Origin of the sequence: Streptomyces sp. NPDC086835 (assembly GCF_044745705.1) — a bacterium.
GTDB lineage: Bacteria > Actinomycetota > Actinomycetes > Streptomycetales > Streptomycetaceae > Streptomyces.
Map to the genome: position 1 here is coordinate 116,403 of NZ_JBIVAU010000012.1, position 21,922 is coordinate 138,324.

19 protein-coding genes are annotated in these 21,922 nt (G+C 70.3%); 8 read left to right on the forward strand and 11 right to left on the reverse strand.

Annotation, left to right across the window (positions count from 1 at the left end):
* Positions 1–78 precede the first annotated feature (78 nt).
* Together ACIPJI_RS31630 and ACIPJI_RS31635 are read right to left on the reverse strand one after the other, a co-directional pair.
* Complete coding sequence (locus tag ACIPJI_RS31630) at positions 79–522, reverse strand: ATP-binding protein (RefSeq protein ID WP_307707578.1); 444 nt, start codon at positions 520–522, stop codon at positions 79–81.
* Between the two features lie 111 nt (positions 523–633).
* Positions 634–987, reverse strand: a complete 354-nt coding sequence (locus ACIPJI_RS31635) for an STAS domain-containing protein (protein ID WP_003967428.1) — start codon at positions 985–987, stop codon at positions 634–636.
* A gap of 78 nt (positions 988–1,065) precedes the next feature.
* Between ACIPJI_RS31635 and ACIPJI_RS31640 the strand changes: the two genes are divergently transcribed.
* The gene (locus ACIPJI_RS31640; protein WP_307707577.1) at positions 1,066–3,549 is read left to right on the forward strand and encodes a DEAD/DEAH box helicase; all 2,484 of its coding nucleotides are present in this window, start codon (positions 1,066–1,068) and stop codon (positions 3,547–3,549) included.
* Here the strand turns inward: ACIPJI_RS31640 and ACIPJI_RS31645 are convergent.
* The 7 genes from ACIPJI_RS31645 to ssd are packed head-to-tail and all read right to left on the reverse strand — an operon-like array spanning position 3,485 to position 8,785.
* Entirely contained in the window at positions 3,485–3,850 is a 366-nt protein-coding gene (locus ACIPJI_RS31645) for an Rv3654c family TadE-like protein (RefSeq protein WP_402250213.1), read from the reverse strand. The genes ACIPJI_RS31640 and ACIPJI_RS31645 overlap by 65 nt on opposite strands.
* Positions 3,847–4,662: a TadE family type IV pilus minor pilin gene (locus tag ACIPJI_RS31650; RefSeq protein WP_402250215.1), complete on the reverse strand. Its 816-nt coding sequence runs from the start codon at positions 4,660–4,662 to the stop codon at positions 3,847–3,849. Before ACIPJI_RS31650 ends, ACIPJI_RS31645 begins: the two co-directional genes overlap by 4 nt.
* Positions 4,649–4,849, reverse strand: coding sequence for a DUF4244 domain-containing protein (locus ACIPJI_RS31655; protein WP_005314364.1), 201 nt, complete (start codon positions 4,847–4,849; stop codon positions 4,649–4,651). Before ACIPJI_RS31655 ends, ACIPJI_RS31650 begins: the two co-directional genes overlap by 14 nt.
* Positions 4,850–4,900: 51 nt before the next feature.
* Positions 4,901–5,689 carry a type II secretion system F family protein gene (locus ACIPJI_RS31660; RefSeq protein WP_402250218.1) on the reverse strand — a complete coding sequence of 263 codons (789 nt, stop codon included), beginning with the start codon at positions 5,687–5,689 and terminating at the stop codon, positions 4,901–4,903.
* On the reverse strand, positions 5,686–6,522 hold the full coding sequence (locus tag ACIPJI_RS31665) for a type II secretion system F family protein (protein ID WP_402250372.1): 837 nt from the start codon (positions 6,520–6,522) through the stop codon (positions 5,686–5,688). The genes ACIPJI_RS31660 and ACIPJI_RS31665 overlap by 4 nt, the downstream gene beginning before the upstream one ends.
* A 14-nt stretch (positions 6,523–6,536) precedes the next feature.
* Positions 6,537–7,685: a TadA family conjugal transfer-associated ATPase gene (locus ACIPJI_RS31670; protein ID WP_402250220.1), complete on the reverse strand. Its 1,149-nt coding sequence runs from the start codon at positions 7,683–7,685 to the stop codon at positions 6,537–6,539.
* Entirely contained in the window at positions 7,682–8,785 is a 1,104-nt protein-coding gene (ssd, locus tag ACIPJI_RS31675; protein ID WP_402250222.1) for a septum site-determining protein Ssd, read from the reverse strand. Before ssd ends, ACIPJI_RS31670 begins: the two co-directional genes overlap by 4 nt.
* Before the next feature lie 534 nt (positions 8,786–9,319).
* Here ssd and ACIPJI_RS31680 point away from each other — a divergent pair.
* The gene (locus ACIPJI_RS31680) at positions 9,320–10,168 is read left to right on the forward strand and encodes an HAD family phosphatase (RefSeq protein WP_307707572.1); all 849 of its coding nucleotides are present in this window, start codon (positions 9,320–9,322) and stop codon (positions 10,166–10,168) included.
* 429 nt (positions 10,169–10,597) lie between these two features.
* Here the strand turns inward: ACIPJI_RS31680 and ACIPJI_RS31685 are convergent, their stop codons facing one another.
* Positions 10,598–11,428: an oxidoreductase gene (locus tag ACIPJI_RS31685; protein ID WP_356620759.1), complete on the reverse strand. Its 831-nt coding sequence runs from the start codon at positions 11,426–11,428 to the stop codon at positions 10,598–10,600.
* Positions 11,429–11,531: 103 nt separating this feature from the next.
* Between ACIPJI_RS31685 and ACIPJI_RS31690 the strand changes: the two genes are divergently transcribed.
* Complete coding sequence (locus ACIPJI_RS31690) at positions 11,532–12,518, forward strand: ATP-binding protein (RefSeq protein WP_356620760.1); 987 nt, start codon at positions 11,532–11,534, stop codon at positions 12,516–12,518.
* Positions 12,519–12,602: 84 nt separating this feature from the next.
* Here ACIPJI_RS31690 and ACIPJI_RS31695 read toward each other — a convergent pair whose 3' ends face one another.
* Positions 12,603–13,889 carry a hypothetical protein gene (locus tag ACIPJI_RS31695; protein ID WP_402250224.1) on the reverse strand — a complete coding sequence of 429 codons (1,287 nt, stop codon included), beginning with the start codon at positions 13,887–13,889 and terminating at the stop codon, positions 12,603–12,605.
* A 288-nt stretch (positions 13,890–14,177) separates the two neighbouring features.
* Here ACIPJI_RS31695 and ACIPJI_RS31700 point away from each other — a divergent pair, with 288 nt between their 5' ends.
* The 5 genes from ACIPJI_RS31700 (at position 14,178) to ACIPJI_RS31720 (ending at position 21,885) form a co-directional block, all read left to right on the forward strand.
* The gene (locus ACIPJI_RS31700) at positions 14,178–16,547 is read left to right on the forward strand and encodes a SulP family inorganic anion transporter (RefSeq protein WP_402250225.1); all 2,370 of its coding nucleotides are present in this window, start codon (positions 14,178–14,180) and stop codon (positions 16,545–16,547) included.
* A 226-nt stretch (positions 16,548–16,773) separates the two neighbouring features.
* Entirely contained in the window at positions 16,774–18,729 is a 1,956-nt protein-coding gene (acs, locus tag ACIPJI_RS31705; protein ID WP_307707567.1) for an acetate--CoA ligase, read from the forward strand.
* Positions 18,730–18,923: 194 nt separating this feature from the next.
* Entirely contained in the window at positions 18,924–20,321 is a 1,398-nt protein-coding gene (nhaA, locus tag ACIPJI_RS31710; protein WP_402250227.1) for a Na+/H+ antiporter NhaA, read from the forward strand.
* A 54-nt stretch (positions 20,322–20,375) separates the two neighbouring features.
* Positions 20,376–20,882, forward strand: coding sequence for a phage holin family protein (locus tag ACIPJI_RS31715; RefSeq protein WP_307707565.1), 507 nt, complete (start codon positions 20,376–20,378; stop codon positions 20,880–20,882).
* A 55-nt stretch (positions 20,883–20,937) separates the two neighbouring features.
* Positions 20,938–21,885, forward strand: coding sequence for an alpha/beta fold hydrolase (locus ACIPJI_RS31720; protein ID WP_159689262.1), 948 nt, complete (start codon positions 20,938–20,940; stop codon positions 21,883–21,885).
* Positions 21,886–21,922: the final 37 nt, after the last annotated feature.

A 21,922-nucleotide genomic window follows, 5' to 3' on the forward strand; every position in this document is an offset into this window, starting at 1 on the left:
AGCAGGCCCTCGGACCGACGACTCTGAAGCCGACGGCTCTGGGACCGACGGCTCAAGGGCGTGCGGGAGGGTGACGACTCAGGGCGCGACGGCGAAGGATGTCGCCGGCCAGCTCATTCGGATGACACCGCCGTCCTCGGTGGAGGAGACCTCTACGTCGTCGACGAGGCCGCTGATGACGGCGAGGCCCATCTCGTCCTCGCCCTCCGCGTCGAAGTCCTCGGTGCCCTCGCCGGGCCCACCGGACACGGCCGCGGAGCCGGCACCCGCGCTCGGGACCTCGTCACCGACCTCGATGGAGAAGATCTTCTCCTCGTCGGCCAGGACCACCCGTACGGGCGCGGTGATGCCATGGCTGCGGTGCAGCCCGACGGCACGGCTGCAGGCCTCTCCGACGGCGAGCCGGACCTCGTCCAGCACCGCCTCCTCGACCCCGGCACGACGAGCCACGGCAGCGGCGACCAGTCTCGCCGTCCTGACATGTTCGGGCTGGGCGCTGAAGCGGAGCTCAACGGTGGCCATGCAGTCCCCCTCGGACGTACGGGCGTGCCTCTCGACGTACGGGCGTGCCTCTCAGAGGCCCGGGCTGGATGCCCGGGGCCCCTCCTGCTTCCGGCAGTCTCCGGCCGACCGTCAGTCGGTCGCCGCGACAGCTTCGTCGACCGTGGTGTGAATGGGGAACACCTTGGTCAGACCCGTGATCCGGAAGATCTTGAGAATGCGCTCCTGGTTGCAGACCAGGCGCAGGGAGCCCTCGTGCGCACGCACACGCTTGAGCCCACCCACGAGCACGCCGAGGCCGGTGGAGTCGAGGAAGTCCACGCCCTCCATGTCGACAACCAGGTGGTAGCTGCCGTCGTTCACCAACTCGACCAACTGCTCGCGCAGCTTGGGCGCGGTATACACATCAATCTCGCCACCGACCTCGACGACCGTACGGTCGCCACCAGGTCCGGACACATTGCGAGTCGACAGGGACAGGTCCACGGATCCTCCAGCACCTTGCTATCGAGCGGCCGCCCTTCAAGTCTCCCCGACGGAGCCGGAGGACGGTCGCCAGCCGCGATGGCATTCAATCACTTACCAGCAGCCATGCACGACGCCTTGGGACCATTGTCCGTCACGCCAGTGACACACTCGGTGCCGATGGCCATGAATCACCGTCCCAGTCGACCGCCCGGGAGCGTGGAAAACCGCCCCTCCCCGAGCACGGTCCTCGACCGGCTCACCGCTGGTGCGAGCCGGGCTGCGCGCATCACTCATACGGAGCACCTGCCCCCTCGACCGGGCAGGCATGCCGTCTGGCCGGATCGCATCCGGGCAGAAGTGATCAGCGCCGTCCAGCATGCCGGAATCGAGCACCCCTGGGCCCACCAGGCGACCGCCGCCGAGCACGCCCTGGACGGCGAGTCCGTGGTCATCGCGACCGGCACGGCGTCCGGCAAGTCCCTCGCCTATCTGGCCCCCGTACTCAGCACGCTGCTCGACGGCGCGGAGGCCCCCAACGGCCGGGGCACCACCGCCCTCTACCTGGCGCCCACCAAGGCGCTCGCAGCCGACCAGCGCCGCGCGGTGAAGGAGCTGGCGGCCCCGCTCGGCAACCGGATCCGGCCCGCCGTCTACGACGGCGACACGCCGGTCGAGGAACGCGAATGGGTGCGCCAGTACGCCAATTACGTCCTCACCAACCCGGACATGCTGCACCGCGGGATACTCCCCGCCCACCCACGCTGGTCCTCCTTCTTGCGCTCACTGCGGTACGTCGTGATCGATGAGTGCCACACCTACCGCGGCGTCTTCGGCTCCCATGTGGCCCAGGTGCTGCGCCGCCTTCGCCGGCTGTGCGCGCGCTACGGTGCGAATCCGGTCTTCCTGCTCGCCTCCGCCACGTCGGCGGAACCGGCCGTCGCCGCCAGCCGGCTCACCGGCCTGCCCGTGCACGAGGTCGCGGACGACGCCTCCCCGCGCGGAGAGCTGGTCTTCGCGCTGTGGGAGCCCCCGCTGACCGAGCTCCAGGGCGAGAAGGGCGCGCCCGTGCGCCGCACCGCGACCGCGGAGACCGCCGACCTCCTGACCGACCTGACGGTGCAGGGTGTCCGCAGCGTGGCCTTCGTGCGCTCCCGGCGCGGCGCCGAGCTGATCTCCGTGATCGCCAAGGAGCGCCTCGCCGAGGTGGACCGCTCCCTGCCCCGGCGTGTCGCCGCCTACCGGGGCGGCTATCTCCCCGAGGAGCGGCGGGCACTGGAGCGTGCCCTGCACTCCGGGGAACTCCTCGGTCTGGCGGCCACCACCGCCCTCGAGCTCGGTGTGGACGTCGCCGGCCTGGACGCCGTCGTGATCGCCGGTTACCCGGGCACACGGGCCTCCCTGTGGCAGCAGGCGGGCAGGGCGGGCCGTTCGGGTCAGGGAGCCCTCGCCGTGCTCGTGGCCCGTGACGACCCCCTGGACACGTATCTCGTCCATCATCCCGAGGCCCTGTTCGACCGTCCGGTGGAATCCACCGTCCTCGATCCGGACAACCCCTACGTGCTGGCCCCACATCTGTGCGCGGCAGCCGCCGAGCTCCCGCTCACCGAGACCGACCTGGAGCTCTTCGGTCCGGGCGCGGCGGAACTCATGCCCCAGCTGGAGGCCGCGAGACTGCTGCGGCGGCGGACATCAGGCTGGCACTGGACCCGTCGCGAGCGGGCCGCCGACCTGACCGACATCCGGGGCGGCGGCGGGCGCCCCGTCCAGATCGTCGAGTCCGCCACGGGCCGGCTGCTCGGCACGGTCGACGAGGGGGCCGCCCACACAGCGGTCCACGACGGCGCCGTCCACCTGCACCAGGGCCGTACGTACCTGGTCGACAAGCTCGACCTGGAGGACTCCGTCGCCCTCGTCACGGAGGCCGGTCCGCCCTACTCGACCACCGCACGCGACACCACCTCCATCTCCGTACTCGAAACCGACGTCGAGATCCCGTGGGGAGACGGACGCCTGAGCTACGGCTCCGTCGAAGTCACCAACCAGGTCGTCTCCTTCCTGCGGCGCAGACTCATCACCGGCGAAGTCCTCGGCGAGTCCAAGCTCGACCTGCCTCCCCGGACCCTGCGCACCCGTGCCGTGTGGTGGACGGTCACCGAGGACCAGCTGGACGCCGCCCGGATCAACCCGGAGCAGCTGGGCGGGGCCCTGCACGCCGCCGAGCACGCCTCCATCGGGATGCTGCCGCTGTTCGCCACCTGCGACCGCTGGGACATCGGAGGCGTCTCCGTGCCGCTCCATCCCGACACGCTGCTGCCGACCGTCTTCGTGTACGACGGGCACCCGGGCGGGGCGGGCTTCGCCGAGCGGGCCTTCCACACGGCCCGCGAGTGGCTCACCGCCACCCGGGAGGCGATCGCCTCGTGCGAATGCGAGGCGGGCTGCCCGTCGTGCATCCAGTCGCCCAAGTGCGGCAACGGCAACGATCCGCTGCACAAGCGGGGCGCGGTCCGGCTGCTCACGGAGCTGCTCCGGACCGCGCCGGCGGCCCAGGAGACACCGGCGGGCCCGCCCGCGCCCTGACCGCCGGGGCGTACGGGCCGAAGCGGGCCATCGCCGTCACGTCCGCGATCTCGCCCGTCACGGAGCACCGGACGAGCTGCGCTCCCTGGGCGTCTGCGACCCGGCCCGCCGTCGCACAGGCCTCGGCCGTGCCCCGCAGGGCGCTGTCGGCGGCGGCGAGGGCCGCGAGGTCGGCCGCGGCTCCCGCCCGGTGGCGGGCGACCACGGCCTGCCCCATCGCCAGGATGATCGCGAACACCGCACACAGCACAGTCGTCGCCATCGCCACCCACACGGTCGCCGAGCCACGGTCCTCGCTCACGGCACCACCTCCACGGTCGCCGCTGTGGCTGTGCCGGGCCGCTCAGGGCGTTCCGCCCTCGGCACGCCGACCACGGGGGCAGGCCCTGTGTCGCTTCCGCGGCCCCCTCTGTCCGCACGAACCAGCACAAGGCCCTCTCTCCGCTCCTGAGCGCCGGCCCGGTGCCGGTGGACCGGGGATGCCGGGGAGGGGCCTGAGACCGCCGCCAGGGCCGACGCCGGGGCCGGGGCGGCGCCCCGCACTGTGCCCCAGGCGTCTGGTCCCGTGCCCGCCTGGCCTGGGGCGGTCTGTGGCCCGGTGTCCTGCCTCACGACGGCGCCCGGCACAGCCGCCTTCGGCTCCTGTCCCACGGTGTCCTCGGCGAGCGCGGCCGCCTCGGCGCTCAGCGTCAGGGCAAGCGCGCCAGGCCCGGGCGTGTCCGCCTCGACGCGTACGCGCCACAGGTCATCGTTCCGCGTGAGGGTGACCGCGGAGCCGCTCGGTGCCGCGGAACGGGCGGCGGCGACCGCCGCGTTCCGCGGCTCCGACCGGGCCGCCGCGCGAGCACCGGCCCGCGCGGCGTCCACACACTGGATCTGCGCCGAAGCCGCCATCAAGGCCCAGACCAGGCCCATGGTGAACATCACCAGCGCCGGCACCGCTACGGCGGCCTCCGCCGTCACGGACCCCCTGTCCCCGAACTCCTTCCCCTCACCCTTGCCTTGGGCGTCGTCCCGCCCTGGGACGCCTTCGATGCCTGGCCCTGCGCCTGCGTCCGGCCCGGACTGCGCGCCGGCTCCCGCGCCTGCGGACGATGCCTCAGAACTGCGCATCGAGCGCCTTCCCGATCACGGCTTCCAGCGCTCCCGATACCGTGCCGCTGGTGACGATCTTGTAGAGGACCGCCGCGAAGGCGCACGCGGCGATCGTCCCCATGGCGTACTCGGATGTGGTCATTCCGTCGTCGGTGCGCATCCTGCGCCTCAGCGCGGTCAGCCGAACCCGCATCGCTTGCCACATGTGAACCCCCTGATGTCGAAATTGCCGTCTGTGTCTTCGAGTTGTCTGTCGTCAGTTGCCGTGCAGGAGTCCGCCCGCCAGGCCGATCACCACGGGCGCCACGCCGACCGCGAGGAAGGCGGGCAGGAAGCACAGCCCCACCGGTGCCGTGATCAGCACCTGCGCCCTGCGTCCCCGGCCGGCCACGGCGCGGGCACGCTCCGCACGGAATCGCTCCGCGAGCCGTGACACCGGATCCGCGGCCGGCGCTCCGGTGGAGTCGGCCCGCTCCAAACAGCGGGCCAGCGGCTCCGCGCCCGGTATCTCCCCGAAGCAGCTCCACGCAGGCGCCGGTTCGGCACCGAGCCGCAGCTGTGCGGCAGTCCGTGCGAGGTGGGCACCGACAGGGCCGCCCAGCGATTCGCCGACCGCCTCCGCCGCCTCCCGCGGGCCCGCTCCGGCGGAGAGGCACGCGGCCATCAGGTCCGCCGCCAGCGGCAGTTGGCGCGCCGCCTCCCTACGAGCATCGGCCTCGGGCGTACCGGCGCCGGTCCGCTGTTGACGGTGCCACTGCCATCGGCGCACTCCCAGGGCAGCGACAAGTCCCACGGCGCCGCCCGCGGGTCCGCCGACCAGGAACCAGCCGACGGCGGCCACGCCCAGCGGCGCCGCCCAGGGCTTGGCCCATCGCCCGAAGTCGATTCGCCTGCGGCGGACTTCGGGTCCGGCCCGCAGCAAGGCCGTGCCCCTCGTTCGCGCTTTGCCTTCTCGCCGCTTTGCCGCCGCCAGGGAGACGAGGCACGCCACAGCGGCGAGAACGGCCACCGTCGTCCCCAGCCTGTGGACGGCCTCGCCGCTCATGCCTCTTCTCCGGCGCGTACGATCCGTCCGGCCCAGCACAGCCCTGCTGTCTCCAGCAGCCCTCCGATCACCAGACAGGCGCTACCTGCGGGGCTGTGGAACAGCACACGCAGCGGGTCGGCCCCGAGAGCCCAGCCCATTGCCAGACCCGCGACCGGCAGCAGCGCAAGCAGCACAATGGTCGACCAAGCGCCTGCCAACTGCGCTTTCAGCTCTTCCCGTTGATCCATCTCCGCGCGCAGGGCCGCTTCCAGACGGTCCAGCCCTGCCGCCAGACCGGCACCGCTGTCCACGGCGACCCGCCAACACGCCGCCACCCCGGCCAGCCCTTCCGCCCCCGGCTGTCGTGCCGCCGTCCGCAACGCCTCGGGCACGTCTCCGCCGAACCTCGCCGCCGCCAGCACCTCGGCCTCCGCGTCCCCGAGGACGTCCGTCGCCCCCACGGCGATGAGCAGTGCCTGCGCCGGTTGCAGTCCCGCCCTCAGCTCCCCGGCCGTCGTCCCGCACAGACCGATGACGCCTTGGGACCGCCGGTCCTCGTCCCTCCTGCGTTCCCGGGCCCTCAGCCACCGGCGCACCAATGGCACGGCGACGGCTCCCGCTGCCAGCGGCAGCGGAGATTCACCGGCGACGGCCGCCGCCGCTCCCGCCGGCAGGCACCACCACTCCTTGCGGAACCTGATCCCGGGCAGCAGCCGCTCCCACGACCACCACGGCGGCAGCACCGCCGTCCCTGGGCCCGCGAACATCAGCCGCGCCCTCCGCAGTGCCTGTTCCTGCCCCGCGGTCAGCAGCCAGACGGCCGCGATCAGGCACAGAGCCGCCGCGCACATCGACTGGACGGCCGTCACAGCGCATCACCGACCAGGGTCCGCAGCCGTTCCCAGCCGGCCTCCGTCGCGAACGCCCCCTTCGCCCATCTCAGGGCCGGCACCGTCACCACAAGTCCCGCCGCGTCCCGCTCCAGCACATGGATCTCTGCCAGCCGCCGCCTGCCCGCCCCGTCCCGCACGAGGTGGATCACGACCGCGAGAGCAGCGGCCAACTGACTGTGCAGTGCGGCCCGGTCGAGCCCGGCCGCGGTGCCCAGTGCCTCGAGCCGGGCCGGCACGTCCGCCGCCGCGTTCGCATGGACAGTGCCGCAGCCGCCTTCGTGGCCTGTATTAAGGGCCGCCAGGAGCTCGGTCACCTCCGCTCCCCGGACCTCGCCGACCACCAGCCGGTCGGGACGCATGCGCAGCGCCTGCCTCACCAGGTCCCTCAGGGTCACCCGTCCCGCGCCCTCCTGGTTCGCCGTGCGCGACTCCAGCCGCACCACGTGCGGATGCTCGGGTCTCAATTCGGCCGAGTCCTCGGCCAGGACGATGCGCTCCCGGTCCCCGACCATCCCCAGAAGGGTGCTCAGCAGCGTCGTCTTCCCTGAACCGGTCCCGCCGCTGACCAGGAACGAGAGCCGGGCCTCGATCAGGGCCCGCAGCAGCCTGTCCCCACCGGGCGGCACCGTGCCGGCGGTGACCAACTCCCCGACGGAGAAGGCACGGGGCCGCACGACGCGCAGCGAAAGGCACGTCGAGCCGACGGCCACGGGAGGGATCACGGCATGCATCCGTGTCCCGTCGGGCAGACGGGCGTCCACCCATGGACGGGCGTCGTCCAGCCGCCGCTCGGCCACTGCCGCGAGCCGCTGGGCCAGTCTGCGCACCGACGCCGCGTCCGCGAACGTCACCTCGGTGAGCTCCAAGCCCCTGCCCCGGTCGACCCATACCCGGTCGGGCGCGGAAACCAGCACGTCCGTGACCGACGGGTCGGCCAGCAGCGGCTCCAGCGGCCCCGTGCCCACCAGTTCGCAGCGCAACCGCTCCGTGCCGCCCAGCACTTCGGCGTCGCCCAGCAGCCGGCCCTGCGCCCGCAGTGCCGCGGCCACGCGGGCCGGCGTGGGCTCCGCGCCGCTCTCCGCGAGGCGCTGCCGTACCGCCTCCAGCAGTCCGGAGCTCATGCGATGCCCTCCCCCACCAGGGCGCGCTCCCAAAAGGCGGTGCAGAACCTGGCCAGCGGTCCACGGCCGCTGGCGCCCGGTGGCGCTCCGGCGGTCTGCGCGGCCGCCAGTCCGGGCTCTGTCGGGAGTTCACCGGCGAGCGGCAGTCCGAGGGCGGCCGCCACCCACTGCTCGTCCAGTCCCGGCGCGTACGGCCCGCGACACACCACCCGCAGGTCCGCAAGGACCATGCCCACGGCGGAGGCCACCCTGTTCGCGGCGGCGACCGCCCGCAGCTCGCCCGGTACGACGAGGAGCCCCAGATCGAGCTGTGCCAGGGCCTCCGCCGCGCCCTCGTCGACACGCCGGGGCAGGTCGACGACCACCACTCCGCCCCGTCGGCGGGCGGCCGCCAGCACGGACCTCATGGCCTCCGGGGGGATGACGACGGAATCGCCGCGGTCCCAGCTGAGCACGCGCAGCGCATGCAGCTCGGGCAGCGACTCCTCGAGCGCACCGCCGGCGACACGGCCCTTCGAAGCGGCGAAATCCGGCCATCGCCTGCCTTCCGTGTGCTCGCCCCCGAGCATCACGTCCAGTCCTCCTCCGAGCGGATCGCCGTCGACGAGCATCGTGCGCCGCCCGCCGCGGGCGGCGGTCACCGCGAGCGCGGTGGCCAGGGTGGAAGCCCCTGCGCCGCCACGGCCGCCGATCACCCCCACAGTCAGCGCCTGACGCCCGACGCCTTCGGCGACGTCCGCGATCCGGTCGACCAGCCAGCTCTCCGCGTCGGGGAGCCGCAGCACGCAGTCGGCCCCGATCTCCACGGCTCGCCGCCATACGTCCGGGTCGTCCTGGTCCTTGCCCACCAGGAACACCCCGCGCCGTCGCGAGGCTCCGCGGCAGCGCGCGGCGGCATCGTCGCCGACGAGGACGAGCGGCGCGTCCTCCCAGCCGCCCTTCCCCTCCGGCAGCGAATGGTGGACCTCCGGCTCGGCACCCGCTGCGGCGCACAGCCGCAGCAGATCGTCGAGCAGCTCCATGTCCTGGGTGACGATCAAGGGCCCGCCAGGCCGCTCCTCCGCGGCGCGCGGGCGGTCCGATGTGATGGATCCGGCCACGATCTCCACCCCTTCCCTCTGCGATCTCGCATCGCATCGAGATCCGTGATTCCTTCGGCCCGCGACTTACGCGGCTGGAATCACGGTGCGGCCCGGTGAAAAATCGTGTGGATCTTGCTGAAAAGCTGTGGACAACTCGCCACTTGTGAATATCCCGGTAGCTCATACCGGTGAGTGCTCGATGACTCATCGACGGATCTCGGAGCGGCTCTGGGGACCCGTCGGAAGACTCTCGGAGAGGAGCCCGGCAACTACACTGAGTGATGAATCCGGGGGCGAGTCGTCCGGTGCCGTCCGGATCCGTCGAAGGGCGTACATCCGCGCCCGAAGCGCGGGAGAGCCGGGAAAATGTGCCCGGACATGCGACGACCCCCGCCGGGGGGGAGAGCGGGGGTCGTCTCTCCGGCCGACTCGGGGGGGGAGGAGCCGGACCGGGTTAGCACGGTCGCGAACGATCCGTGACTTCCATGGTGTACCCGAGAGCCTTCTCAGGCAAACCCACACGCCCGAGCGTACGCCGAATGGCGGGCACATATGCTCTGCCTCGTGGAAAACCACTCCTTGCCGCGCACAGCCGCCTTCTTTGACCTGGACAAGACGGTCATTGCGAAGTCATCGACTCTGACCTTCAGCAAGTCCTTCTACCAAGGCGGGCTGATCAACCGGCGCGCCGTACTGCGTACCGCCTATGCCCAGTTCGTTTTTCTCGCCGGCGGTGCGGACCACGACCAGATGGAGCGGATGCGCGAGTACCTCTCCATGCTCTGCAAAGGCTGGAACGTCCAGCAGGTCAAGGAGATCGTCGCCGAGACGCTCCACGACCTCATCGACCCGATCATCTACGACGAGGCCGCCTCGCTCATCGAGGAGCATCACGCCGCCGGCCGCGACGTGGTGATCGTCTCCACCTCCGGCGCCGAGGTCGTGGAGCCGATCGGCGAGCTGCTCGGCGCCGACCGGGTGGTGGCCACCCGCATGGTGGTCGGCGACGACGGATGCTTCACCGGCGAGGTCGGCTACTACGCCTACGGGCCCACCAAGGCGGAGGCGATCCGGGAACTCGCCGAGTCGGAGGGGTACGACCTGGCACGCAGTTACGCGTACAGCGACTCGGTCACGGACGTCCCCATGCTCGCGGCCGTCGGGCATCCGTACGCGGTGAACCCAGGGCGTGGGCTGCGCCGTGAGGCGGTCCTGCGGGACTGGCCGATTCTCGACTTCCACCGTCCGGTGCGGTTGAAGCAGCGACTGCCCGGCTTCTCGATGACGCCGCGACCTGCACTGATCGCGATGGCCGCCGTCGGAGCGGCCGCGGCCACGGCCGGGCTCGTCTGGTACGCCAGCCGCCGTCGGACCATCGCCGCACAGGCTGCCGCCGGCTGACGCGCACCGCCCCCGAGGCGCGGTGCTTCCGGAAGGGGCGGGGCGCCACAGGGCCTATCAGGGACGATACGGTTCGCCCGTATTTGAAACTAAAAGTAAAGAACTGCAGGCAGGGCTTTCACATTGGTGTCCGCAGTAGTACAAAGGAGTCACGGCCCGCGAGACCGAGGTCCATCCGAAAGGATCGCTGTAACGCAGAAGGCCCCACGGACCGAAGCATGAAAACTGAGCACCCACGCGACGTCGACCCGTCGATTACGGGCCAGCCGCACCAGGTGACGGGCAAAGTTCCCGACCTGATGGGCAACATTTCGAGGACGCATGGTAACTCGGGGCTCATGCCAGCGGCGGTACCGGAATCGGTACCGCCGCAACCCGTTCCAGGGCTTTTCCGCAGCTCAAACAGCAGCCGCAAGCAGCGCCGCAGCCTCAGGCAGCGCCGCGCTGAAGCGCCTCGCACACCGCGGTCGACTCCCTGACGCCGAGTTCCACCGCGCGGCCGCAGTGGGCGATCCACGCGGCCAGCCCGTCCGGAGTCCCGGTCAGATACGCCTCGAAGGCGCCGACATAGGCGGCCCTGCCCTGCTCGGCATGGCCCACCTCGGCCGGGCAGATCGACTTCGGGTCGAGACCGCTGCCGACGAGCACGATCCGCTCGGCCGCCCTGGCGACCAGCCCGTTGTACGAGCCGAACGGCCGCAGGGCCAAGAGCTCGCCGTGCACCACCGCAGCCGTGACCAGGGCAGGCGCTTCGGTGCCTGCGATGATCAGCTCCGCCAGCCCGTCCAGCCGGCCCGTCACCTCGGCGACGTCCGGCAGCGGCGCGTTGATCAACGGCTCGTCCACCGTCTCGCCGGGCAGGCGCGGCCGACCGACCGTGTCGTCGTCCCCCGCGCGGCCGGCCGCGACCAGGTGCAGCCGGGCCAGGACGCGCAGCGGCGACTGCCGCCAGATGGAGAGCAGTTGCCCGGCTTCCGCCGTGAGCCGCAGCGCGGCGCCAACAGTGCGTGCCTCCGGCTCGCTGCCGAAGTCGGTACGCCTGCGCACCTCTTCCAGCGCCCAGTCGGCCCCGGACAGAGCGGCCGAACCACGCGCCCCGCGCAGGGCGGCCTCGGAAGTGATCTCGTTGCTGCGCCGGCGCATGACCCGGTGTCCGTAGACCCTGTCGACGGCCTTCCGTACGGAATCAACGGAGTCGGCAACGCCCGGCAGGGCACCGAGGGCGGCGAGGGGATCGGCCGACGAGGCGTTCGTACTCATAGGTAGCGAGGTTACGCGCGCGAGCGGGTCCGGCCCACCTTGGAGTGGTCTTCCTCACCCTTCACGGCGACCCGAAGCGATCACTCCGCTACTCTAGGTGAACATGAAGATCGCTTTCGTAGGGAAGGGCGGCAGCGGCAAGACGACCCTGTCCTCCCTCTTCATTCGTCACCTGGCCGCCAACGAGGCCCACGTCATCGCGGTGGACGCCGACATCAACCAGCATCTCGGGGCCGCGCTCGGTCTCGATGAGGAAGAATCGGCGGCGCTGCCCGCGATGGGCGCCCATCTGCCGCTGATCAAGGACTATCTGCGCGGCTCCAACCCCCGCATCGCCTCGGCCGACACGATGATCAAGACCACCCCTCCCGGCGAGGGATCGCGGCTGTTGCGAGTCGTCGAGGACAACCCGGTGTACGACGCGTGCGCCCGCACGGTCCGGCTCGACGACGGCGACATCCGCTTGATGGCGACCGGCCCCTTCACCGAGTCGGATCTCGGTGTTTCCTGCTACCACTCCAAGGTCGGAGCGGTCGAGCTCTGTCTGAACCACCTCGTGGACGGCCCGGAGGAGTACGTGGTGGTCGACATGACCGCCGGCTCCGACTCGTTCGCCTCGGGGATGTTCACCCGCTTCGACATGACGTTCCTGGTGGCCGAGCCCACCCTCAAGGGTGTTTCCGTGTACCGCCAGTACAAGGAGTACGCACACGACTTCGGTGTGGCCCTGAAGGTCGTGGGCAACAAGGTGCAGGGTCCGGACGACATCGCGTTCCTCAGGGAGGAAGTGGGCGACGACCTGCTCGTCACCGTGGGGCACTCCAACTGGGTACGAGCCATGGAGAAGGGGCGTCCGTCCCGCTTCGAGCTGTTGGAGGCGGACAACCGCATGGCCCTGCAAAGCCTGCAGAACGCGGCGGAGGACTCGTACGCGGCTCGCGACTGGGAGCGCTACACACGGCAGATGGTGCACTTCCATCTGAAGAACGCGGAGAGCTGGGGGAACGCCAGGACGGGCACCGACCTGGCGGCGCAGGTGGATCCCTCGTTCATGCTCGGCGAGCACATCCCTGTGGCACAGCCCGGCTGATGCCGACGGCCGGTCCCGTCCCCGGAGTCCGGGACGGGACCGGCCGCTGTCAGGCGCGCGTGGCGTTCCGGGCCGGCCGGCCGCTCAGTTCTTCTCGGCCGACTTCTTGGCGGGCTTGTCGGCCGGCGGCGCCGCAGGAGCCACCGGCTTGGCCAGGAACTGCATCCAGCCGCCCTGCGGCGCCTCCCCGACGTCGAGACCCCGCAGCTTCTCGAGGACCTCGGGGTCCTGTGCGTCGAGCCAGTCCACGAGTTGACGGAACGACACGCATTTCACGTCGCTCTTCACGCACACCGTCGCGATCGTCTCCTCGATGGCGCGCATGTATGTGCCGCCGTTCCAGGATTCGAAGTGGTTGCCGATGATCAGCGGTGCACGGTTGCCCTCGTAGGCGCGGTCGAAGGCCTTGATCAGACCGTCACGCATCTGGTTGCCCCAGTAGGCGTGCTTCGAGGGGTCACCCTTGACGGTGCCGGACTGGTTGACCATGAAGTTGTAGTCCATCGCCAGCGTCTCGAAGGCGCGGCCGGGCACCGGGACCATCTGGAGGGAGAGGTCCCACAGACCGAGTTCCTTCTTCGGCCACACCTGATTGTTGACGCCACTGGTGTCGTAGCGGAAGCCGAGCTCGCTCGCGGCGCGGATGAAATTGTCCCGGCCCTCGAGGCACGGCGTGCGGGCGCCGATGAGTTCCTTGTCGTAGTCGAACGGAAGCGGGTCCATGGAGGCCAGGCCCGCGTTCGTCTTCCAGTTCTTGACGAAGGACTTGGCCTGGCTGATCTCGCTCTTCCACTCCTCGACGGACCAGGTGCCCACCCCGCCGTCCTCGCCGCAGAAGTGGCCGTTGAAGTGGGTCCCCACCTCGTTGCCGTCCAGCCAGGCGGCGCGCAGCTCGCGAACGGTGTCCTTGATCCCGTCGACGTCGTTGAAGCCGATGTCGGAGCGGCCGGCTGAGTGCTGCGGCGGGTTGTACATCGACCGTCTCTCCTCGGGGAGGAGATAGACGCCGCTGAGGAAGTACGTCATCGTCGCGTTGTACTTCTTGCCGACTTCGCGGAAGTGCGAGAACAGCTTCTGGCTGTCCTCGCCTGCGCCGTCCCAGGAGAAGACCACGAACTGCGGGGGCTTCTGGCCGGGCTTGAGGCGTTCGGGCCGAAGGAGACCGGGCTGGGCGCCGGTGAAGGCCGTGGACCCGTCGCCGATGAGGCGTACGGCACTCTTCGGCGCGGCAACGCCTTCCTTCCCTCCGGAAGTTCCCTGTTCACCGGCCGAGCCGCCCGGCGCCTTCGAACCGGAACACCCTGCGAGACCTGCGATCAGCGCCGTGGCGACCGTGCCGACGGCGACGACCCTCTTCGTGGCGTCCAACATCCGCCCACCTCATTCCTGTGCCAATACGACTGTCTGACGGCGGTGCATACGGAGCCGTCAAAGTCGCATCGCGATGAGCGGAGAGGACGGGCGACGAGCCGTGATGAAATTACTAATCACCACATCGGGTGAAACGTTGCCCTATTTGCACGGAAAATAATGCCGGAGTCTTTACTCTGCATTACGATCCATTTACCGAACGTTTGAAGTATCCCGCCGCTGTACGCCGTGACCCACGGCCGCGTCCCCCCATTCCGCGACCGCGCCGCCCCGGAGGAGACGGGAACCATGTCCTGCGCCCCTACGCGTAACGACGACGCTTCTCACCAGCCCGACGATCCCCACGAGAACGACCCTGCCCGCACGGCGCTGTCCCCCACATCACGCTTCCAGCGCCCGCACGGTCCGCCCGGCAGCGACCGCCGCTTCCGCATCCACAGCGCCGATGTCTCCGCGTCCGTCGCCGTCTTTCTGATCGCACTGCCGCTGTCCCTCGGCATCGCGCTCGCCACCGGCGCACCGCTCCAGGCGGGTCTCGTCGCCGCGGCGGTCGGAGGCATCGTCGTCGGCCGGCTCGGCGGAGCACCGCTCCAGGTCAGCGGCCCCGCCGCAGGACTGACCGTCGTGACTGCCGAGTTGATCCAGCAGTACGGATGGCGCACCACCTGCGCCATCACCGTCCTCGCCGGACTGTGCCAACTCTTCCTGGCTGCCCTGCGTGTGGCCCGATCGGCCCTCGCCGTAAGCCCGGCGATCGTGCACGGCATGCTCGCCGGCATCGGCGCCACGATCGCCCTCGCCCAGCTCCACATCGTCCTCGGCGGCACACCCCAGAGCTCCGCCGTGGACAACGTGCGTGGCCTGCCCGCCCAGTTGGCCGACCTCCACCCGGCCGCGCTGTCCGTCAGCATCCTGACCATCGCCGTGCTGCTGATCTGGCCGCGGGTGCCCGGGCACGCAGGAAGGATCGTCCGGAAGATTCCCGCCGCCCTCGCGGCAGTGGCCGCCGCCACGGCGCTCGCGGCCTTCGCCGGACTGCACCTGCCGCGGGTCGACCTGCCCTCCTGGCGTTCGCACGCGCTGCCCGAGCTTCCCGAAGGTCCGGTGCTCGGCCTGCTCGCCGCGGTCCTCACCATCATGCTCGTCGGGAGCGTGGAGTCACTCCTGTCGGCGGTCGCCATCGACAAACTGGTCGCCGCCCGTAAGAAGCCGGCCGTACGGATCCCTCGTGCCGATCTGGACCGTGAGCTCGCGGGCCAGGGCGCCGCGAACATGGTCTCGGGGGCCCTCGGAGGGCTGCCCGTCACCGGCGTCGCGGTGCGCAGCTCGGCGAATGTCTCGGCGGGCGCCGTGAGCCGCAACTCCACCATGCTGCACGGCCTGTGGGTCGTGGTGGCGGCCCTGCTGCTGGTGCCGGTCCTCGACCTGATCCCGCTGGCCGCACTGGCGGCACTGGTCATGGTCGTGGGTGTCCAGATGGTCAACATCACGCATTTGCGCAACGTGAAGAAGAACCGCGAGATGCTGGTCTACGCGGCCACCGTGACCGCCGTCGTCCTCACCGGAGTGCTGGAAGGTGTCTTCATCGGCATCGCGGTGGCCGTGGCGGTCGCGCTGCACCGGCTCACCCGCACGCGGATCACCGTCGAGGAGCAGGACGGCGTCCACAGGGTGCGCGCCCGAGGTCAGCTGACGTTCCTCGCCGTGCCCAGACTGAGCCGGATGCTGAGCCAGGTCCCCCATGGAGCCCACTGTGTGGTCGAGTTGGACGGCTCCTTCATGGACCACGCCGCCTACGAAACCCTGCATGACTGGCAGACCTCCCACACCTCGCAGGGCGGCACGGTCGAGGTGACCGGGCGGGCCGGCGGCCGGATCAGCGAGCCGGCCGACGAGACCCACGGCTGCTGCCGGCCCTGGACCCCATGGCGCAACCACCACTGCGACGACCGGCCCCGCGACGCGGACACCCATCACCTGGCCAACGGGTTGAGCTCCTTCCAGCGCAACACCGCCCCACTGGTACGCGACGAGCTGGCCCGGTTGGCACGCGAGGGCCAGCGGCCGTCACAGCTGTTCATCACCTGCGCGGACTCCCGGCTGGTGACCAGCATGATCACGGCGAGTGGACCGGGTGATCTGTTCACGGTGCGTAATGTGGGCAATCTCGTGCCACTGCCCGGTGAGAAGACGGCGGACGACTCCGTCGCAGCCGCGATCGAGTACGCCGTCGACATCCTCGAGGTGGATTCGATCACCGTCTGCGGACATTCGGGCTGCGGTGCGATGCAGGCCCTGCTGAACAGCCCGCCGGACGGCACCGCCACACCGCTCGCCCGCTGGCTGCGGCACGGCCGTCCCAGCCTCCAGCGGATGAAGAACCGCCAGCGCTCCTGGGCCAGGATCTCCGGCCGTCTGCCCACCGACGCGGTGGAGCAACTGTGCCTGACCAATGTCGTCCAGCAACTGGAGCATCTGAGGGCCCATGAGTCGGTGGCCCGACGACTCGCCGAGGGCTCGCTCCAGTTGCACGGGATGTACTTCCACGTCGGCGAGGCACAGGCGTATCTCCTCACGGGCACGGCGGAGCAGGAGATCGACGCGGTCTTCGACAGAGTGGCACCGGGACCCTCCACGCTCGAGAAGTCGCACAGCTGAGGCGTGCGGCGAAGCCTGCTCCACGGCACGCCTGGACGGCACAGATGAACCTTGCGCGGTCCTCGCCCGTGAGAACGTGTGGCCCCTCGTCCCCACCGCCCGGGGACGAGGGGTGCCCACAGGTCTAAACCAATATCCGGAAGGCCCTTGTCACCCGGCCCTCCGGCTGATGAGCTATGGCCTGGGACACATACGCACAGAAGACGCCCTGGGAAAGGGAGATGTCGTGAGCAACGAGAGCCTGGCCAACCTTCTTAAAGAAGAGCGGCGGTTCCCTCCGCCGGCCGAGCTGGCAGCGAACGCCAACGTGACGGCGGAGGCGTACGAACAGGCCGCGGCGGACAGGCTCGGCTTCTGGGCCGAGCAGGCGCGTCGGCTCAGCTGGGCCACCGAGCCGACCGAGACCCTCGACTGGACCAACCCGCCCTTCGCGAAGTGGTTCGCCGACGGCAAGCTGAACGTGGCGTACAACTGCGTGGACCGCCATGTCGAGGCGGGCCACGGCGACCGTGTCGCCATCCACTTCGAGGGCGAGCCCGGCGACGGACGCGCCATCACCTACGCCGAGCTCAAGGACGAGGTCTCCAAGGCCGCCAACGCCCTGCTCGAGCTGGGCGTCCGCAAGGGCGACCGGGTCGCCGTCTACCTGCCGATGATCCCCGAGGCGGCCGTCGCGATGCTGGCCTGCGCCCGCATCGGCGCCGCGCACTCGGTGGTCTTCGGCGGCTTCTCCGCGGATGCGGTCGCCTCCCGCATCCAGGACGCCGACGCCAAGCTCGTCATCACCTCCGACGGCGGCTACCGCCGTGGCAAGCCGAGCGCCCTCAAGCCCGCGATCGACGAGGCGGTCAGCCGCTGCCCGCAGGTCGAGCACGTGCTCGTCGTGCGGCGCACCGGTCAGGAGACCGCCTTCACCGAGGGCCGCGACGTGTGGTGGCACGACATCGTCGGCCGGCAGTCCGCCGAGCACACCCCCGAGGCCTTCGACGCAGAGCACCCGCTCTTCATCCTCTACACCTCGGGCACGACGGGTAAGCCGAAGGGCATCCTGCACACTTCGGGCGGCTACCTCACCCAGACGGCCTACACGCACCACGCCGTGTTCGATCTCAAGCCGGAGACGGACGTCTACTGGTGCACCGCCGACATCGGCTGGGTGACCGGCCACTCGTACATCGTCTACGGCCCGCTCGCCAACGGTGCGACGCAGGTGATGTACGAGGGCACCCCCGACACTCCGCACCAGGGCCGCTTCTGGGAGATCGTGCAGAAGTACGGCGTCACGATCCTCTACACCGCGCCCACCGCGATCCGTACGTTCATGAAGTGGGGCGACGAGATCCCCGCCAAGTTCGACCTGAGCAGCCTGCGCGTCCTCGGCTCCGTCGGCGAGCCGATCAACCCGGAGGCGTGGATCTGGTACCGGGAGAACATCGGCGGAGGCAAGACGCCGGTCGTGGACACCTGGTGGCAGACCGAGACGGGCGCGATGATGATCTCGCCGCTGCCCGGGGTCACCGCGGCGAAGCCCGGTTCGGCGCAGCGCCCGCTGCCCGGTATCTCGGCCACCGTCGTGGACGACGAGGCGAACGAGGTGCCCGACGGGGGCGGCGGCTATCTGGTCCTCACCGAGCCGTGGCCGTCGATGCTGCGCACCATCTGGGGCGACGACCAGCGCTTCCTCGACACCTACTGGTCACGCTTCGAGGGCAAGTACTTCGCGGGCGACGGCGCCAAGAAGGACCAGGACGGCGACATCTGGCTGCTCGGCCGGGTCGACGACGTGATGCTGGTGTCCGGGCACAACATCTCGACCACCGAGGTGGAGTCGGCTCTCGTCTCGCACCCGAAGGTCGCGGAGGCCGCGGTCGTGGGCGCCACGGACGAGACCACCGGTCAGGCCATCGTCGCCTTCGTGATCCTGCGCGGTTCGGCGATTGAGGACGACAGCCTGGTCGACGACCTGCGAGGCCACGTGGGGACGACGCTCGGCCCGATCGCCAAGCCCAAGCGGATCCTCCCGGTGGCCGAACTGCCGAAGACCCGCTCCGGCAAGATCATGCGCCGACTCTTGCGCGACGTCGCCGAGAACCGCCAGCTGGGAGACGTCACCACGCTGACGGACTCTTCCGTGATGGATCTCATCCAGTCGAAGCTCCCGAGCGCACCCAGCGAGGACTGACCTGGTGATTCGGTGACGGGCCCCCGGACGCACCCGGGGGCCCGTTCGTGCCTGCGGCTCCGCTCCCCGAACGCCCGGGACGGCCTTCTGTAGAGTGAAGAACGCGTCAAGGACGCGATGAGCATTCCAAGGTGCGCCGGGAAGTCTGGTCGGCAAGTGTTTTGTCCTGCCCACCAGCACGGAGGTTCCATCTCGTGGCCGCGCCCAGCCCCGCCCCCCGCAAGATCCTCGGACGCCTCTCCCTGCCGGAGCGGAACTACGTCGCGGACGCGCTGCGCACCGAGACGGTCGGCGGAGTGCTGCTGCTGCTCGCCGCGGTCGCCGCGCTGATCTGGGCGAACACCCCGCTGGGTGACAGCTACACCGCGGTGAGCGACTTCCACATCGGCCCCGCGTCGCTGGGCCTCGACCTGTCGATCGAGCACTGGGCGGCCGACGGCCTGCTCGCGATCTTCTTCTTCGTCGCCGGCATAGAGCTCAAGCGCGAACTGGTCGCCGGCGAGTTGCGTGACCCGAAGGCCGCCGCCCTGCCCGTGATCGCCGCGCTCTGCGGCATGGTGATGCCCGCGCTCGTCTACCTCGTCGTCACCACCGCCGGTGGTGGTTCCACCGCAGGATGGGCCGTCCCGACCGCCACCGACATCGCGTTCGCGCTGGCCGTACTCGCCGTCATCGGCACCTCGCTGCCGTCGGCGCTGCGCGCCTTCCTGCTGACCCTCGCGGTCGTCGACGACCTGTTCGCGATCCTGATCATCGCCGTCTTCTTCACGAACGACCTGAACTTCGCGGCCCTGGGCGGGGCCTTCGTGGGCCTCGCCGTGTTCTGGTTGATGCTGCGCAAGGGAGTCCGTGGCTGGTACGTGTACGTGCCGCTGGCGCTCGTCGTGTGGGGGCTGATGTACAACAGCGGTGTCCACGCCACCATCGCCGGTGTGGCGATGGGTCTGATGCTGCGCTGCAGCAGGCGCGAGGGTGAGGAGCACTCGCCGGGCGAGCACATCGAGCACCTCGTGCGGCCGCTGTCCGCCGGCGTCGCCGTGCCGCTGTTCGCGCTGTTCTCGGCGGGTGTGGCCGTCACCGGCGAGTCCCTCACCGATGTCTTCACCAAGCCGGAGACCCTCGGTGTCGTCCTCGGCCTGGTGGTCGGCAAGGCGCTCGGCATCTTCGGCGGCACCTGGCTGGCCGCCCGCTTCACCAAGGCAGAACTAAACGAGGACCTCGCCTGGCCCGACGTCCTGGCGCTCGCCACGCTGGCCGGCATCGGCTTCACCGTCTCCCTGCTCATCGGCGAGCTCGCGTTCACCGGCGACGCGACACTGACGGACGAGGTCAAGGCCTCGGTCCTGATGGGCTCGCTGATCGCCGCGATCCTTGCCGCTGTTCTGCTCAAGCGCCGGGTACGCATCTACCAGGCACTGGCGGCCGATGAGGAGCGGGACGAGGACATGTCCGGCATCCCTGACATCTACGAGCAGGACGACCCGGCGTACCACCTGAGGATGGCCGCGATCTACGAGAAGAAGGCGGCGGAGCACCGCAGAAAGGCGGAAGCGGCCGGGGTGTCGAGCGACGGCGGCGACAGTCCGGCATGATCTGACATCGGACCGTACAAACACCGGCCCCGTGGAAGAGGAGAGGGTTCAGCGATGAGCGACCCCGGCAACACCACAGCGAACGCTGTCGGCGCCGACCGCAGTCTCGGCCAGCTGGTCGCCTCGGCGACCGCCGAGATGTCCGCGCTCGTGCACGACGAGATCGCGCTGGCCAAGGCCCAGTTGCGGCAGGACGCGAAAAAGGCCGGGATCGGGGGCGCCGCGTTCACCGCGGCCGGCGCGGTGCTGATCTTCTCGCTGCCGATGCTGAGCTTCGCGCTCGCCTACTTCATCCACATGTGGAGCGGCGGCTGGCATCTGGCGTACTGCTTCCTGCTGTCGTTCGCGGCCAACATCATCGTGGCCGGTCTTCTCGCCCTGATCGGCGTGGTCTTCGTCAAGAAGGCGAAGAGGGGCAAGGGCCCGCAGAAGACGGTCGCCTCCGCCAAGGAGACGGCCGCCGTGCTGGGCAATGCCAAGCCGCATCCCCGCCGTGTGGAACTGACCAAGGCGTCCGGAAGCACGGCGTCGGACCGGGCTTCGGACAAGGTTTCGGCGTGATCCTGGGCAGGAGGGTCACGAACGCGGTGTGCCGCGTTGTGGGACGCTCATCAGCATGACGGTCCCTGATTCCGGCCCCGGCAGTTTCGCCGCACTCGGTAGCCCCGCACGCCTCGACGGTCCCTGGACCCACCGCGACGTGGCCGCCAATGGTGCCCGCTTCCATATCGCCGAGATGGGCGACGGGCCGCTGGTGATGCTGCTGCACGGCTTTCCGCAGTTCTGGTGGACATGGCGGCATCAGTTGACCGCGCTCGCCGACGCGGGATACCGGGCCGTGGCGATGGACCTGCGTGGCGTCGGCGGCAGCGACCGCACGCCGCGTGGCTACGACCCCGCCAACCTGGCGCTCGACATCACCGGTGTCGTTCGGTCGCTGGGGGAGCCCGACGCGGCGCTGGTGGGGCACGACCTGGGCGGCTATCTGGCGTGGACGGCCGCGGTGATGCGGCCGAAGCTGGTGCGCCGGCTCGCGGTCTCCTCGATGCCCCACCCCCGGCGGTGGCGCTCGGCGATGCTGTCCGACTTCGCGCAGAGCCGCGCGGGCTCCTACGTGTGGGGCTTCCAGCGTCCGTGGATCCCGGAGCGGCAACTGGTGGCGGACGACGCGGCCTTGGTCGGCGAGCTGCTGGAGAGCTGGTCCGGGCCGAAGCCGCTCGAGGAAGAGGCCGTCGACGTCTACCGGCGGGCCATGTGCATCCCGTCGACGGCGCACTGCTCGATCGAGCCCTACCGGTGGATGGTGCGGTCGCTGGCCCGGCCCGACGGGATCCAGTTCAACCGCAGGATGAAGCGTCCGGTGCGGGTTCCCACCCTGCATCTGCACGGTTCCCTCGATCCGGCGATGCGGACGCGGAGTGCGGCCGGTTCCGGCGAGTACGTCGAAGCGCCGTACCGGTGGCGGCTGTTCGACGGTCTCGGCCACTTCCCGCACGAAGAGGATCCGGTGGCGTTCTCGAACGAGCTGATCAGCTGGCTCAAGGACCCGGAGCCCGACCGCTAGGCCCGCAGGGGGATTTCGCACACCGCGGGAACGGTTG